General features: G+C 67.0%; 9 protein-coding genes. 5 read left to right on the forward strand and 4 right to left on the reverse strand.

Annotated elements, in window-relative coordinates; genetic code table 11:
* Window positions 1-2 precede the first annotated feature (2 nt).
* Window positions 3-2504 carry an ATP-binding protein gene (locus ASC94_RS19890; protein WP_056399248.1) on the forward strand — a complete coding sequence of 834 codons (2502 nt, stop codon included), beginning with the start codon at window positions 3-5 and terminating at the stop codon, window positions 2502-2504.
* A gap of 1 nt (window position 2505) precedes the next feature.
* Window positions 2506-3783 carry an ATP-binding protein gene (locus ASC94_RS19895; RefSeq protein WP_056399249.1) on the forward strand — a complete coding sequence of 426 codons (1278 nt, stop codon included), beginning with the start codon at window positions 2506-2508 and terminating at the stop codon, window positions 3781-3783.
* A gap of 5 nt (window positions 3784-3788) precedes the next feature.
* Here ASC94_RS19895 and ASC94_RS19900 read toward each other — a convergent pair whose 3' ends face one another.
* Window positions 3789-5153 carry a lipopolysaccharide assembly protein LapB gene (locus ASC94_RS19900; RefSeq protein ID WP_056399253.1) on the reverse strand — a complete coding sequence of 455 codons (1365 nt, stop codon included), beginning with the start codon at window positions 5151-5153 and terminating at the stop codon, window positions 3789-3791.
* 79 nt (window positions 5154-5232) lie between these two features.
* Window positions 5233-5706 (reverse strand): lysozyme, encoded by a 474-nt coding sequence (locus ASC94_RS19905; RefSeq protein ID WP_157201525.1) that lies wholly within the window; start codon window positions 5704-5706, stop codon window positions 5233-5235.
* Between the two features lie 107 nt (window positions 5707-5813).
* Between ASC94_RS19905 and ASC94_RS19910 the strand changes: the two genes are divergently transcribed.
* Both ASC94_RS19910 and ASC94_RS19915 read left to right on the forward strand, forming a co-directional pair.
* Entirely contained in the window at window positions 5814-8192 is a 2379-nt protein-coding gene (locus ASC94_RS19910) for a DNA polymerase II (protein ID WP_056399258.1), read from the forward strand.
* 36 nt (window positions 8193-8228) lie between these two features.
* Window positions 8229-8909 (forward strand): glutathione S-transferase family protein, encoded by a 681-nt coding sequence (locus ASC94_RS19915; RefSeq protein ID WP_056399260.1) that lies wholly within the window; start codon window positions 8229-8231, stop codon window positions 8907-8909.
* A 15-nt stretch (window positions 8910-8924) separates the two neighbouring features.
* On the opposite strand, the gene ASC94_RS19920 is transcribed toward ASC94_RS19915, so the two are convergent.
* Window positions 8925-10991 (reverse strand): beta-galactosidase, encoded by a 2067-nt coding sequence (locus ASC94_RS19920; protein ID WP_082616686.1) that lies wholly within the window; start codon window positions 10989-10991, stop codon window positions 8925-8927.
* Between the two features lie 184 nt (window positions 10992-11175).
* Here ASC94_RS19920 and ASC94_RS19925 point away from each other — a divergent pair, with 184 nt between their 5' ends.
* The gene (locus ASC94_RS19925; protein ID WP_056399263.1) at window positions 11176-11469 is read left to right on the forward strand and encodes a hypothetical protein; all 294 of its coding nucleotides are present in this window, start codon (window positions 11176-11178) and stop codon (window positions 11467-11469) included.
* A 39-nt stretch (window positions 11470-11508) separates the two neighbouring features.
* On the opposite strand, the gene ASC94_RS19930 is transcribed toward ASC94_RS19925, so the two are convergent.
* Window positions 11509-13251 (reverse strand): galactose oxidase-like domain-containing protein, encoded by a 1743-nt coding sequence (locus ASC94_RS19930; RefSeq protein ID WP_229417343.1) that lies wholly within the window; start codon window positions 13249-13251, stop codon window positions 11509-11511.
* Window positions 13252-13440: the final 189 nt, after the last annotated feature.

Consider the following 13440-nt stretch of genomic DNA (forward strand, 5'->3'; position numbering starts at 1 on the left):
ACGTGAAACTGGCGACGCGTTTTCAGCTGATGGGCTGGTTCTCGGCGGCCATCGTGGCCACCATCGTGGTGGTGCTGCTGGCCACTGCGCAGCGCGTGCAGCAGGAGCTGGACAAGAACGAGGCGGCCGGCGAGATGCTGCACGCGGTGACGGCGCTGCGCTACCTGACGCTGGAGTTCGTATTGCGTCACGAGCAGCGCGCCGAGGCGCAGTGGCAGCTGCGCAGCGATTCGCTGGCCAAGCTGATGACGCAGGCCGACGAATTCGACGGCCGCGAGGAGGCCGCGCTGCTGGCCGGCCTGCAGCGCACCCACGCCAGCCTGGAACGCCTGTTCGGCACCCTGTCGGCGCAGCCGAACAAGCCGCCGCTGGGCACGCCCGAGCGCGCGGTGGCGGACGAATTCGAATCGCGCCTGGCGGGCCAGATCGGCAACAAGATGCAGACCATGATCGCCGACGTGCTGCGCCTGTCGGCGCTGAGCCGGCAGGCCCTGCTCGCCGCGCAGCACCGCGCCAACCTGGCGGTGGGCATCTTCGGGGGACTGGCGCTGCTGGCGGTGGCCGGCACCACCTTTGTCGGCTACCGCAGCGTGGCGCGGCCGCTGGCGCGGCTGCGCGAAGGCACGGCGCAGGTGGGCGCCGGCGACCTGGACTTCAAGCTCAACGTGGCCACCCGCGACGAGATCGGCGACCTGGCGCGCGCCTTCGACGGCATGACCGACCGGCTGCAGCAGACCACGGTGTCGCGCGACGCGCTGGCCGGCCTGAACGCCGCGCTGCAGGCAGAAATCGGCGTGCGCCAGCAGGCCGAGCAGCGCACCACGGCGCAACTGCAGCGCCTCAACCTGCTGCACCAGATCACGCGCTCGATCGGCGAGCGGCAGGACTTGCGCAGCATCTTCCAGGTGGTGGTGCGCTCGCTGGAGGACCAGCTGCCGATCGACTTCGGCTGCATCTGCCTGGTGGACCATGCCAGCGACCGGCTGCTGGTCAGCTGCGTCGGCCTGCAGGGCGCGGCGCTGGCCATGGCCATGCCGGTGACCGAGCGCAGCCACATCGACATCGACGAGAATGGCCTGTCGCGCTGCGTGCGCGGCGCCCTGGTGTACGAGGCCGACATCGCCGACGTCGATTTCCCCTTCCCGCAGCGCCTGGCCGGCGGCGGCCTGCGCGCACTGGTGCTGGCGCCGCTGCTGGTGGAGAGCCACGTGTTCGGTGTGCTGGTGGCGGCGCGCCGCACACCGCACAGCTTCTCCAGCGGCGAATGCGAGTTCCTGCGCCAGCTCAGCGAGCACGTGGCGCTGGCTTCCAAGCAGAGCGAACTGTACGCGGCGCTGCAGGCGGCCTACGACGAGATGCGCATGACGCAGCAGGCGTCGCTGCAGCAAGAACGCTTGCGCGCGCTGGGCCAGATGGCCAGCGGCATCGCGCACGACATCAACAACGCCATCTCGCCGGTGGTGCTGTACACCGAATCGCTGCTGGAGACTGAAGCAGGGCTGAGCGCGCACGCGCGCTCCTGCCTGGAAGTGATCAAGCGCGCCATCGACGACGTGGCGGCCACGGTGGCGCGCATGCGCGAGTTCTACCGCCTGCGCGAGCCGCAGGCCAGCCTGGCACCGCTGGACCCCAACCTGCTGCTCAAGCAGGTGGCCGACCTGACGCGCGCGCGCTGGAACGACATGCCGCAGCAGCGCGGCATCACGATACGGCTGGCGCTGGAGCCGGCCCCCGGGCTGCCCTCCATCCTGGGCGTGGAAGGCGAGATCCGCGAAGCGCTGACCAACCTGGTGTTCAACGCGGTGGATGCCATGCCGGAAGGCGGGCAGCTGACCCTGCGCACCCGGCTGGAAGGCGGGCGCGTCTGCATCGAAGTGGGCGACAGCGGCGTGGGCATGGACGAGGACACGCGGCGCCGCTGCCTGGAGCCCTTCTTCACCACCAAGGGCGAGCGCGGCACCGGCCTGGGACTGGCCATGGTGTACGGCATGGTGGAACGCCACGGCGCCCAGATCGACATCCTCACCGCGCCCGGGCAGGGCAGCACCATGCGCCTGAGCTTCCCGCTGCCGGAAACGTCGTCGAAGGCGGCGCCCGCGCTGCCGGCCGCGCCGCTGCGGCACAGCATACGCATCCTGGCGGTGGACGACGATCCGCTGGTGCTCAAGTCCATGCGCGACATCCTGCAGCGCGACGGCCACGTGGTGACCGGGGCCGACGGCGGCCAGGCCGGCATCGACTCCTTCCGCGCGGCGCTGGGGCGCGGCGAACCCTATGCGCTGGTGGTGACGGACTTGGGCATGCCATACGTGGACGGGCGCAAGGTGGCGCAGGCCATCAAGGAAATGTCGCCGGCCACGCCGGTGATCCTGTTGACGGGCTGGGGCCAGCGCATCGTGGCCGAGGGCGACCTGCCGGTACACGTGGACCGCGTGCTGGGCAAGCCGCCCAAGCTGAGCGAGCTGCGCGAAGCGCTGGTGGCCTGCTGCGGCGCGGAGGCCTGAGATGATGCCGGCCATGGTGCGCATCCTGGTGGTAGACGACGAGCTGGCGCAAATGCGCGCGCTGTGCGATACGCTGGGCCAGCGCGGCTACCAGACCGTGGGCTGCGGCTCCGGCGAGGAAGCCTTGCGGCTGATGCAGGCGGCCGAGCTGCGGGCGGCGCAGGCGGCCCTGGCGCGCGATGAGGGCGCGGCGCACAACGATGGGGACAACGGAGAGGGCTATGGCGACGACGAGGCGGACGACGGCGTGCGCTTCCACCTGCTGCTGTCGGACCTGATGATGCCCGGCCTGGACGGCATCGCTCTGGTGCAGGCGGCGCGCGCGGTCGACCCCGACCTGGCCTGCATCATCATGACCGGCGAGGGCAGCATAGGCTCGGCGGTGCAGGCCATGCAGGTGGGCGCGCTGGACTACATCCTCAAGCCGTTTCGCGTGTCGGCCGTGCTGCCGGTGATTGCGCGGGCGCTGGAGACGCGCAAGCTGCGCATCATGAACGCCAGCCTGGAACGGCGCCTGCGCGAGCACGCGGTGCAGCTGGTGCGCATCAATGAGGAGCTGCAGGTGGCGCGCCTGCAGGCCGACCGCGCCAACCAGGCCAAGTCCGCCTTCCTCTCGAACATGAGCCACGAGCTGCGCACGCCGCTCAACGCCATCCTGGGATTCTCGCAGATCCTGGCGTCCGACCACTTGCCCTCGTCCGCGGCGCAGAAGAAGCAGTTCGCCGGCAACATCCTGCAGGCCTCGCGCCACCTGCTGCGGCTGATCAACGACATTCTCGACCTGGCCAAGGTGGAGTCCGGCGCGCTGACCCTGGACGCCGAGCCGGTGGCGCTGTCGCAGGTGCTGCAGGAATGCCGCACCCTGGTGGACCCGCTGGCGCGGGTGCGCGGCGTGGAGCTGCGCCTGGCGGTGGCCGACAACGCCAGCGTGACGGCCGACCGCGTGCGCCTCAAGCAGGTGCTGATCAACCTCCTGTCGAACGCCATCAAGTACAACCGCGACCACGGCACCGTCAGCGTGCACTGTGCGGAGATGGACCAGGAGCGCCTGCGCGTGTCGGTGCAGGACACCGGCGCCGGCCTGGACGAAGCGCAGCTGGCCGCCATGTTCCAGCCCTTCAACCGGCTGGGGCAGGAGGGCGGCACACAGGAGGGCACCGGACTGGGGCTGGTGATGACGCGCCACCTGGTGGAGAAGATGGGCGGCGAAATCGGCGTGGTCAGCACGCCCGGCATGGGCAGCACCTTCTGGGTGGCGCTGCCGGGCTGCCTGGTGTAGCCGGCCTAGAAATATTCCGGGTAGTTTTTCGCCAGCGAGGCTTCGAAATCGTTCACGGAGCGGAAATTCACAAAACCCGGTGCCAGCTGGCGCCCGATGTCCCAGCAGCGCCACGCTTGCGGCGTGTCGTAGCTGAGCAGCAGCGCGTCGCCGAGATCCTTGTAGACACTAGCCATGTGCGGATTGGCCTGCAGCGCTTCGATGAACAGGCCGATGGCGGTCTTGCGGTCGCCCAGCGCAAGGTGGTGGTTGGCTTCGAACACCTTGAGCACGTACGGCCGTTCGGTCTTTGTGCGCAGCTCGCGCAGCGTGGCGATGGCGGCCTGCAGCTTGGCCTTCTCGCGGACCTGGACGGCGCCGCCCAGGAGGCGGTAATCGGGATCGTTCTGGATGATGGCGAGCTGTTCCGGCGTGGCGCGACCGGGGAACTCGCCGTTCACGAAGGTCTGTTCACTGGTGATCAGCATCGCCTCCATGCCGCGCTTGTCGGCGAAGGCCTGCAATCGGTCGGCGGCGAGCTTGCGCTGCTTGGCTTGCGCACCGAACTGGCCGCCGCCGGCCTGGTCCAGCAGCTGCTCCAGCGCTGGCTGCGCCGCCATGCGTTTGCTGTAGCCGCTCAAGTCATAGGCCGCCGCTTGCGCGGGCGCTTCGGCTACGCCGCTGATGGCCAGGGTGCGTTCGCTGTCGCCCCAGATGGTGCGGTGATGGAACGCCAGCCTGGCCGGAATGCTGGCCTGCTGCTCCAGCTGCCGCAGCACCAGCGGATGGCCGCCGAACTGGTAGCGCAGGAATTGCGCGAAGCGCGCGGCGTCCGCCGCGCCGACGGCGGTGCCCTGCGTGGAGGCGCGCAGCAGTTCCGCGCCGGCCACGCTGTAGCGCGCGGCGCCGTCGCTCTCGGCGCGTTCCAGCCTGGGCTCGGCCGGCGCGGCTGCTGCCGTCCCTTGCTCCGCAAGTGCCGCTGGTGCCGGCAGCACGGACAGCGCGTGCTGGTCGTCCACCGGCGTGCCCACCTGCGCGGCGGTTTTCGCGGCGGCCAGCATCTGGCTGATGAAGGCGCGGTTGCGCAACTCCGCGGTGCGGAAGCCCACCGTGTCGTAGAGTGAATAGTCGGTGTAGCTGCGCGCGGCGCGGTCGATTTCAATGCGGCGGCGCTTGGCGAAGTCGTAGATCTGGATCTGCTTCTCGGTCTGCACGCTGAGGTAGCTGTCGCCCAGCACTACCTGCATGTCGCTGCTGGAGGAGGACGGCGTATTCTGACTGTTGGCGCCTGGCGTGTTCACGGTGTCCGCGTGCACGCGGAAGGTGAGCGCCGCGTGGGCGGCGCTGTGCAGCAGCAGGAGCGAGGCGAGGCAAAAAGCGCGGCATGTCATGGGCGGCAATCCGGAGTGGAGTTGCCACTATTGTAACGTTAAATCCGGGCCGGTAGCGGTTAGGAATTTGGCCTGCAGCTCAGGCCTGCAACCACAGCGCGATCTCCTTGTTGCGGCGGTTGACCAGGCCCGGCACCACGCGGTCGTGGTCGCGGTTCCAGCGCGCCAGCTGGGCCGGCACCTCGTCCAGCCGGCCGGCGTTCAGGCGCTTGAGCAGGGTGCTGTTGAGGAAGGCCTCGTTGCCGACGTTGAAGGCGAAGGACACCAGCGCGTCAAACTGGTTCTGCGTCAGCGGCACCGTCACGGCGCCGTTCACGCAGCGCTGCACCGGTTCCAGGTCCTGCTCCAGCAGGGCTTCGCAGTCGGCGGCGCTGATGCCGTCGCGGTAGGCGAGCGGCTGGCCGCGCAGCCACAGCTTGCCGGAACTGCGCTCGGACGGCGTGAGCAGGTGGCCGATGCCGATGGTGGGCGCGCCGCCCGAATCGAGGTAGACGCGCGGGATGACGCCTTCCCATTCCCTGAACAGAATCTTGCCTTGGTCTCCGATTTCCATGATGGCCTCCTTTACTTTCTTGGACAAGGAATAGCCGGCTTAGTTCAACAGTCCGTGGCTGGGTTTATATACAGTATAATTCCGGCATCGCATTAAGATACCGCACCGTGGCTCCGACTTCCCAGCAAGGCTTCATCCTGACCCGCCATTGGCGCGACACCCGCGACGGCACCGAGATCGAGTTCTGGCTGGCGACGGACGACGGGCCGCGCAAGGTGAGGCTGGACGCGCAAACCTCGGTCGCCTTCGCCGAGGCCGGCCAGCGGCCGGCCATCGAAGCCCAGCTGGCGCTGGAAGGCAGGTCAGGCCAGCGCGCGGACGTGCGCGAGCTGCCGCTCAAGACCTTCAGCCGGCAGCCCGTGGTGGGCGTCTACACCAGCCACTACAAGCAGTTGACGGCGCTGGAGCGCACGCTGCGCGAGCGCGGCATCAAGCTGTACGAAGCCGACATCCGCCCGCCCGAGCGCTACCTGATGGAGCGCTTCATCACCGCCTCCGTACAGGTCGAGGGCGGCGAGCAGCACGGCCACACCATCACCGGCTGCAAGCTCAAGCCCGCGCCGGATTACCGCCCCGCGCTGAAGATGGTGTCGCTCGACATCGAGACCAGCGCCTATGAAGACCTGTATTCGATCGCCCTGGAAGGCTGCGGCCAGCGTCAGGTCTACATGCTGGGCGCGGCGCCCGCCGATGCGCCGGCCATGAACTTCAGTCTCGAATACTGCGCCACGCCGCGCCAGCTCATTGAGAAGCTGAATGCCTGGTTTCAGCGCCACGACCCCGACGTGATCATCGGCTGGAGCCTGGTGCAGTTCGACTTGCGCGTGCTGCAAAAGAACGCCGACAAGCACAAGGTGCCGCTGCTGCTGGGCCGCGAGGGCAAGCAGATCGATTGGCGCAAGCACCAGGCCAAGCAGGAATACGTATTTGCCTCGCTGGCCGGCCGCATCGCGCTGGACGGCATCGAAGCCTTGCGCGCTGCCTCGTGGAGTTTTCCGTCCTTCAGCCTGGAAAACGTGGCGCAAACCATGCTGGGCGAAGGCAAGGACATCGGCGACGCTTACGACAAGATGGCCGAAATCGAGCGCCGCTTCCGCGAGGACAAGCCAGCCCTGGCCCTGTACAACCTGAAGGACTGCGAGCTGGTGACGCGCATTTTCGACAAGGCGCGCCTGATGGCCTTCATCCTGGAGCGCTCGCACGTGACCGGACTGCAGGCCGACCACTTCGGCGGCTCCATTGCCGCCTTCAGCCACCACTACCTGCCACGCATGCACCGCGAAGGCTATGTGGCACCCAGCGTGGGCGACATCGAAGTAGGCCCCTCGCCTGGGGGCTTCGTGATGGACTCCAAGCCCGGCCTGTACGACTCGGTGGTGGTGCTCGACTACAAGAGCCTGTACCCGTCCATCATCCGCACCTTCATGGTTGATCCGGTGGGCCTGATCGAAGGCGCGGCTGCTGCGCCCGAAGAGGGCATACCCGGCTTCCGCGGCGCCGTGTTCTCGCGCACCCAGCACTGCCTGCCAGCCATCGTCAACACCCTGTCGGCCGGTCGCGACGAAGCCAAGCGGCAGAAGAACGAAGCGCTGTCGCAGGCGCTCAAGCTGCTGATGAACTCCTTCTGCGGCGTGCTCGGTTCGCCCGACTGCCGCTTCTTCAATCCCAAGCTGGTGTCCTCGGTCACGCTGCGCGGGCACGAGATGATGAAGCTCACGCGCGAACTGGTGGAGCAGGCCGGCTATGACGTGATCTACGGCGACACGGACTCCATCTTCATCTGGCTCAAGAAGGAATATGCGGACGCCGAAGCCATCGCCATCGGCCAGGGGCTGGTGGACCGGATCAACGCCTGGTGGAAGGAAAAGCTCAAGCGCGAGCTGGGGCTGGACAGCCAGCTGGAAATCGAATTCGACACGCACTATCGCAAGTTCTTCATGCCCACCATACGCGGCACCGAGATGGGCAGCAAGAAGCGCTACGCGGGCCTGAGCGCCAACGGCAAGGGCGAAGAGGAAGTGATCTACCGCGGCCTGGAAGTGGCGCGCAGCGACTGGACGCCGCTGGCGCACGAATTCCAGAAGGGCCTGTTCAACCGCATCTTCCGCAACCAGCCGTACCAGGACTACGTGCGCGAGTACGTGCGCAAGACCGTCTCGGGCGAGTTCGACGAACTGCTGGTGTACCGCAAGCGCCTGCGGCACCGGCTGGACGAATACCAGGTGAACGTGCCGCCGCAGGTACGCGCCGCGCGCCTGGCGGACGACTACAACAAGTCCCTGCAGCGGCCGCTGCGCTACCAGAACGGCGGCTGGATCAGCTACCTGATGACCACCAGCGGCGCCGAGCCGCTGGAAGCGGTCAAGTCCAGCATCGATTACGAGCACTACCTGAGCAAGCAGCTGCAACCCATCGCCGACGCTATACTGCTGCCCATGAACGATAGTTTCGCCGGCCTCACCACCTCGCAGGGCAATCTGTTTTAGCGGCTTATTTTTTAGCTGCGTATTTTAGGGAGCTTCATGATCACGCTTTACCATTGCATGAGCGCGCGTTCCTTCCGTCCCCTGTGGATGCTGGAAGAGCTGGGTTTGCCGTACCAGCTGAAGATGCTGTCGTTTCCGCCGCGCGTGTTCGACAAGGGCTACCTGGACATCAATCCCCTGGGCACCGTGCCGGCGCTGTTCGACGGCGCCATCCGCATGACCGAGTCGGCCGCCATCTGCCAGTACCTGGCCACACGGGCAGGCGCGCGGGCAAGTGACGCGGCACTCGACGTGGCGCCGGACGACGCGGCTTACGCGGCCTACCTGAACTACCTGCACTTCGGCGAAGCCACGCTGACCTTCCCGCAGACGCTGCTGCTGCGCTACGCGCATTTCGAGCCGCCCGAGCGGCGCAGCGCGCAGGTGGTGGAGGATTACACCAAGTGGTTCCTGGCCCGCCTGCGCACGCTGGAGCCGTTGCTGGAACAGCAGGACTACCTGGCGGCCCAGCGCTTCACGGCGGCCGACGTATCCGTGGGCTATGCCCTGCTGCTGGCGCAGCACCTCGGACTGGCGGCCCGCTTCACGCCCGCCGTGCAGGCCTATTGGCAGCGCCTCCAGGCGCGTGTAGGGTATCAGCGCGCCATGGTTGCGCAGGAGGCGGCGGCGCTTGCCCAGGGCGTGCCGACGGTCGCCGCGCCGGACCTGCGCGCCTGAGCCGGCGCCCCGCCGTCATCGCTCCTCGACGATGGCCACGCCCCACGGTTCCAGCTTGAGCGTATCGCCCTCGCGCGCAAGCGCCTGGGCCGGGGCCAGCAGCGACACGCCATCCTTCCACCGGTACGTGACCTCGGCCGGGCTGGCGGAGTAGTTCAGGTAGTAGTGCACCCGCTTGCCCAGCTGGTTGGTGCCGCTCTTGCTGATCAAGGGGAATCTCAGATCGCTGTCCGGCGCCACGCCGGCCTTGGCCACACGGTCGGCCAGGATGGCGGCGATCATGGCGCTGGACGGCATGAAGCCCACGTAGCTGACCAGGCCCTTGCCGTAATCGTTCTCGGTGAGCGCGGCGTACTTGCCCCAGGCCGCGTGGTCGTAACGCGCCAGCACGCGCGCGCTGCCGGGTGTCAGCATTTCCATCCAGCTGTTCGCCTCATTGTCCTTGCCGCTCACCGCATAGCCGTGCCCGGCCAGCGGCACGCCGTGCGGGATGGTGAACTGGTCGTAGCGGATGCCGGCCGCCTCGGCGATCAGGCCGGGCTGGCTGCCGTGCCGCACTTTCACGTTCTGGTCCGAAAAGCCGCTGCGGAAGGTGTACAGCACGTGGCCGCCGTTGCGCGCGTAGGCGTTGAGTTTCTCCAGCAGGCTGTCGGGGGCCGCGTACAGCGCCGGCACGATGATGAGCTTGTAACGCTCGAAGGGGCCGCTGCCGGGATCGAGCAGGTCCACGCCCACGTTCATGTTGTACAGGCCGTCGTAGAACGGCCGCAGGATGTCGTTGTACTTCAAGCCGTGCGGGAAATGGTTGAGGGCAGTCTGGGCTTCGTTGCTGAACAGGATGGCCACCTCGTTGTCCTTGCGCAGATTCACCAGGTGCCGGCCGATACGGGCGAACTCGGCGCCGATGGTCTTGGCTTCCAGGTAGGGCGCGTTCGGCTCGAAGTCGTGGCTGAGCAAGCCTTTCCAGTAAGTCTCGAAGGAATTGTGGATCGAGTGCCAGTGCCAGTAGGACACCATGTTGGCGCCGGAAGCCAGGTGGCTGTAGGCCTGCAGCCGCAGCTGGCCCTGGTAGGGCGTCCAGTCCGGGAAGCCCTGGGCCTGGGTCTCCATCACGTAGTAGTTTTTGCCCCCTTTCATGGAGCGCGTGAGGTCGCCGCCGAAGGAGATTTCCAGGCCGGTCAGCTTGTCCTGCGTGGGGTGGTAGATGTCCACCCCGGCCACGTCCAGCGCGGCGGCGGCGGCGAAGTGGTCCACCTCGGTCTGGATGCCGTAGCTATGGCCCTTCCAGTCCAGGTCGAAATTGTGGGTGATGAACTGGCCGGGGCGCTTGTACTCGCGCACGATGCGCGCCTGCCAGGCCAGGTAGTCGGTCACCAGCTTGCGCTGGAACTTCGCGAACTCCGCGGACAGGCTGGCGTTGATGCTGCCGTCGGTGGACGGGAAGTCCTCCCAGCGGTTGATGCGGTTGCTCCAGTAGTCCAGACCGAAGGCCTGGTTCAGCGCCGCCAGCGTGCCGAACTTCTGCTTGCAGTATGCAACGAACAGCTTTTGCACGTTCGGACCGGAGGTGTTGTAGGGCTTGGTTTCATTGTCCACCTGGTAGCCGATCACGGCGGGGTGGTCCTTCACGTGCGCCAGCATCTTGCGCATGGCGCGCTCGGCGGCCTGCCTGAAGTGGACGTTGGTGATGTCCATGTTCTGGCGCGGGCCGTACCTGGCGCGCCCGGCCGGCGTGGTGACCAGGATGTCCGGGTGTTGCCTGGCCAGCCAGGTCGGGATGGCGTAAGTGGGCGTCCCGATGATGACGCCGATGCCCGCTGCGTGCATGGCCGCCAGCACCCGGTCCAGGTGCGTAAAGTCGAACACGCCCGGGCTGGTTTCCATGGTGCCCCAGGTGGACTCGCCGATGCGCACCGTGTTGATGCCGGCCGCCTGCATCATGGCCACGTCCTGGGCCAGGCGCTCCTGCGGCATGTATTCATCGTAGTAGGCCACGCCGTACATGAGTTTCGTGTCCGGCGTGGTGTGCGCCTGCGCGGGGAGGGCAGCGGCCAGGCACAGCAGGAGAGCGGGGAGTTTCATGGCGTCTTCATGGTTGTCATTGTGAAGCCATTATCCCGGCCTGCAAACCGGCAGACCAATAGCGTTTTTCGCTGGAGTGATATCGATAACGATATAGCTGGGCAAACGCGCCGTGTGCCATTTGCAGCAGGATCAAGTACCATGGGATTATTCTTACCCCACCACAGCGTAGACGAGGCCCATCATGAGTCCAGAGCACGACCGACGAGAGCAAGCCAAGGCAACTTCCGAAACCGCAGGGTGGCATTCACTGGAATACGTGGTGCGCCAGGCGCTGGAGGTACAGCGCGACATCGGCACCCCCGCCGCGGAAGACTTCCTGAAGAGCATAGGCATCAACCATGGCGTGATCGCGCGCGTGCTCGGTCCGGAGGGCAAGGTGCGTGCTTCCGACCAGCTGGGCCTGGCGCCCACGCTGGACGTGGCGGACCTGCCGGTATCGAAACCGCGCTCTTATTTCCGGCGCGGCCTGATCTGAGGCCTGAGCTGAGCCCTGATCTGAGCCCTGAGCTGGCCGTTACTGCACGCGCACGAAGCGTGCCGCCGAGGGCACGCCCCTCTCGCTGATGAGGAACAGCATGTAGTAGCCGGGCGGCAGCAGGGCTTTTGACGCGGGCACCGTAATTCTGACCTCGCGCCCCTTCTGCACATGCGCGAGCCGCACCAGGCGCTGGTGCATATCGTTGGCATGGGTAACCGCGCCCGGCGCCACCAGCGTGGCCCCGACAATCTTCTTGCCGTCGTCGATGAAGAAGGCATAGCTGCCGCCGGCAGCCACCGTCGACGGCCCGTCCTGAATCTTCGGCCTGGCCCCGCGGAACAGATAGGGGGGCGAATAGACCTGCGCGCGGTGCAGGCTGGCCTGGGCCGGGTCGCGGTCGTCTTCCGACAGCAGTACCGTCGCGTCCGGCAGCAGGATGGCGCTGGAGTGGTAGGCGGCCGGGATGCTGTTGGGCGCCATGCTCACCCACAGCCCGGTCGTATCCTCGGCAGATTTGTTGTACAGCTCGCTTTCCAGCAGCGGACTGCCATAGGTGCCGCCGCTGCTGTTGCCGCCCACCGTGAACAGCGTGCCGTCCGGCAGGATAACGGTGTTGGCATTGTGGCGCGCCTGCAGCCAGCGAGGATACGGCTTCCATCCCGCGCCTGGATTCATGCCGTCCAGCCATTCGTTATTGGTTCCGACCACGCTATTGTTGGCGCCGCCGGCCACCATCACCAGCTGCTTCGCCGGCGTGCGCGCGGCATCGGTCACGCTGATGCCGTTGCCAAAGTTGTAGTGCGATGCCAGCATGGGCGGCACCGCGCTCACCGGCCACGTTCCACTGGCTTGCGGCGTGAACAGCACCGTGTTGTTCCAGGGCGGGCCGGCTTGCAGCACCTGTCCCGACGGCATCAGGAACTGCAAGGGATAGAGGCCGGAGGCATTGTGGATGGCAACCGTACTCATGGTGCCGGTGCCGTCCGGATCGGCGGCGGGCGTGAAGATTTCGATGGCCTGGTTGATGGCTTCGGACCCGGTCTCGTCATAGCCGCTGGCGATAGCCACGCGGTTGTCCGCCAGCTTGGTGACGGTGGGATACCAGCGGCCGTTGGCCATGTCCGGCTGCCGCGTCCAGGTCTGGGACAGGGGATGGAAGGTGTAGCTCGATAGCGCGCCTTGAAAGCCGGTCTGTCCGGCCGGCGCGCTGGGGTCCGGATAGCGCAGGTTGCCGCCGGCTACAAACACCCTGCCGTCGGCCAGGATGGTCTGGCCGCCGCACCAGATATTTTCCGGCGGCGTGACAGCGGTGCCCGCGCGCGTGACCGGGTCCCACACCATGGCCACGCCGGTATTGCTGGAGCCGGCCGTGCTGGAGTTCGCCGGATCGTAGGACCAGAACAGCACCTTCCCGGTGTGCAGCAGCACCGACGTGATGCCCGCGACGGGAATGCCAAACGGCGCACTCCAGCTGCCGACGTCGGCGGGCGCACCGCTCACGGCGGCTGCCGGCGTTGCATCGGCCAACTGCGCGCCGGGTCCGGCCTGGAGCGCCTGGCATCGATAGCCGCGCGCATCGGCGTGGTCGTTCGCATGCATGGCGCCGAGCAAAGCGGTTTCCCGCTGCCTGAGCGCGGCTTCGGCAGCCTCGCCCAGGCAGCCTGCATTCCCCTGCACCGGCGCGGCCGCCGCTGCGGTATGGAGCGCCGCGCCGAACAGCGCCATGGCCCATGCTGCCAGGCACGGCAGCATCCGCTTCCACATCGTTAACTTTTTCATATCCCGGCCCTCCTTCCAAACAAGGTAGGCGATGCCGGACGCATTTCAAGCGGCGTACCGTAACATCGAAGATGGGCAACGCGTCGGCCGCTTCTTTCCGCCGCGGGCTGATCTGAACTACAATCGGCGTGATGGTCAGCCCAGACCCAGCCTTCACGCCACGAGTTCCGATTGATCGAGCAAGCCGCC

The organism is Massilia sp. Root418 (assembly GCF_001425265.1).
GTDB lineage: Bacteria > Pseudomonadota > Gammaproteobacteria > Burkholderiales > Burkholderiaceae_D > Rugamonas.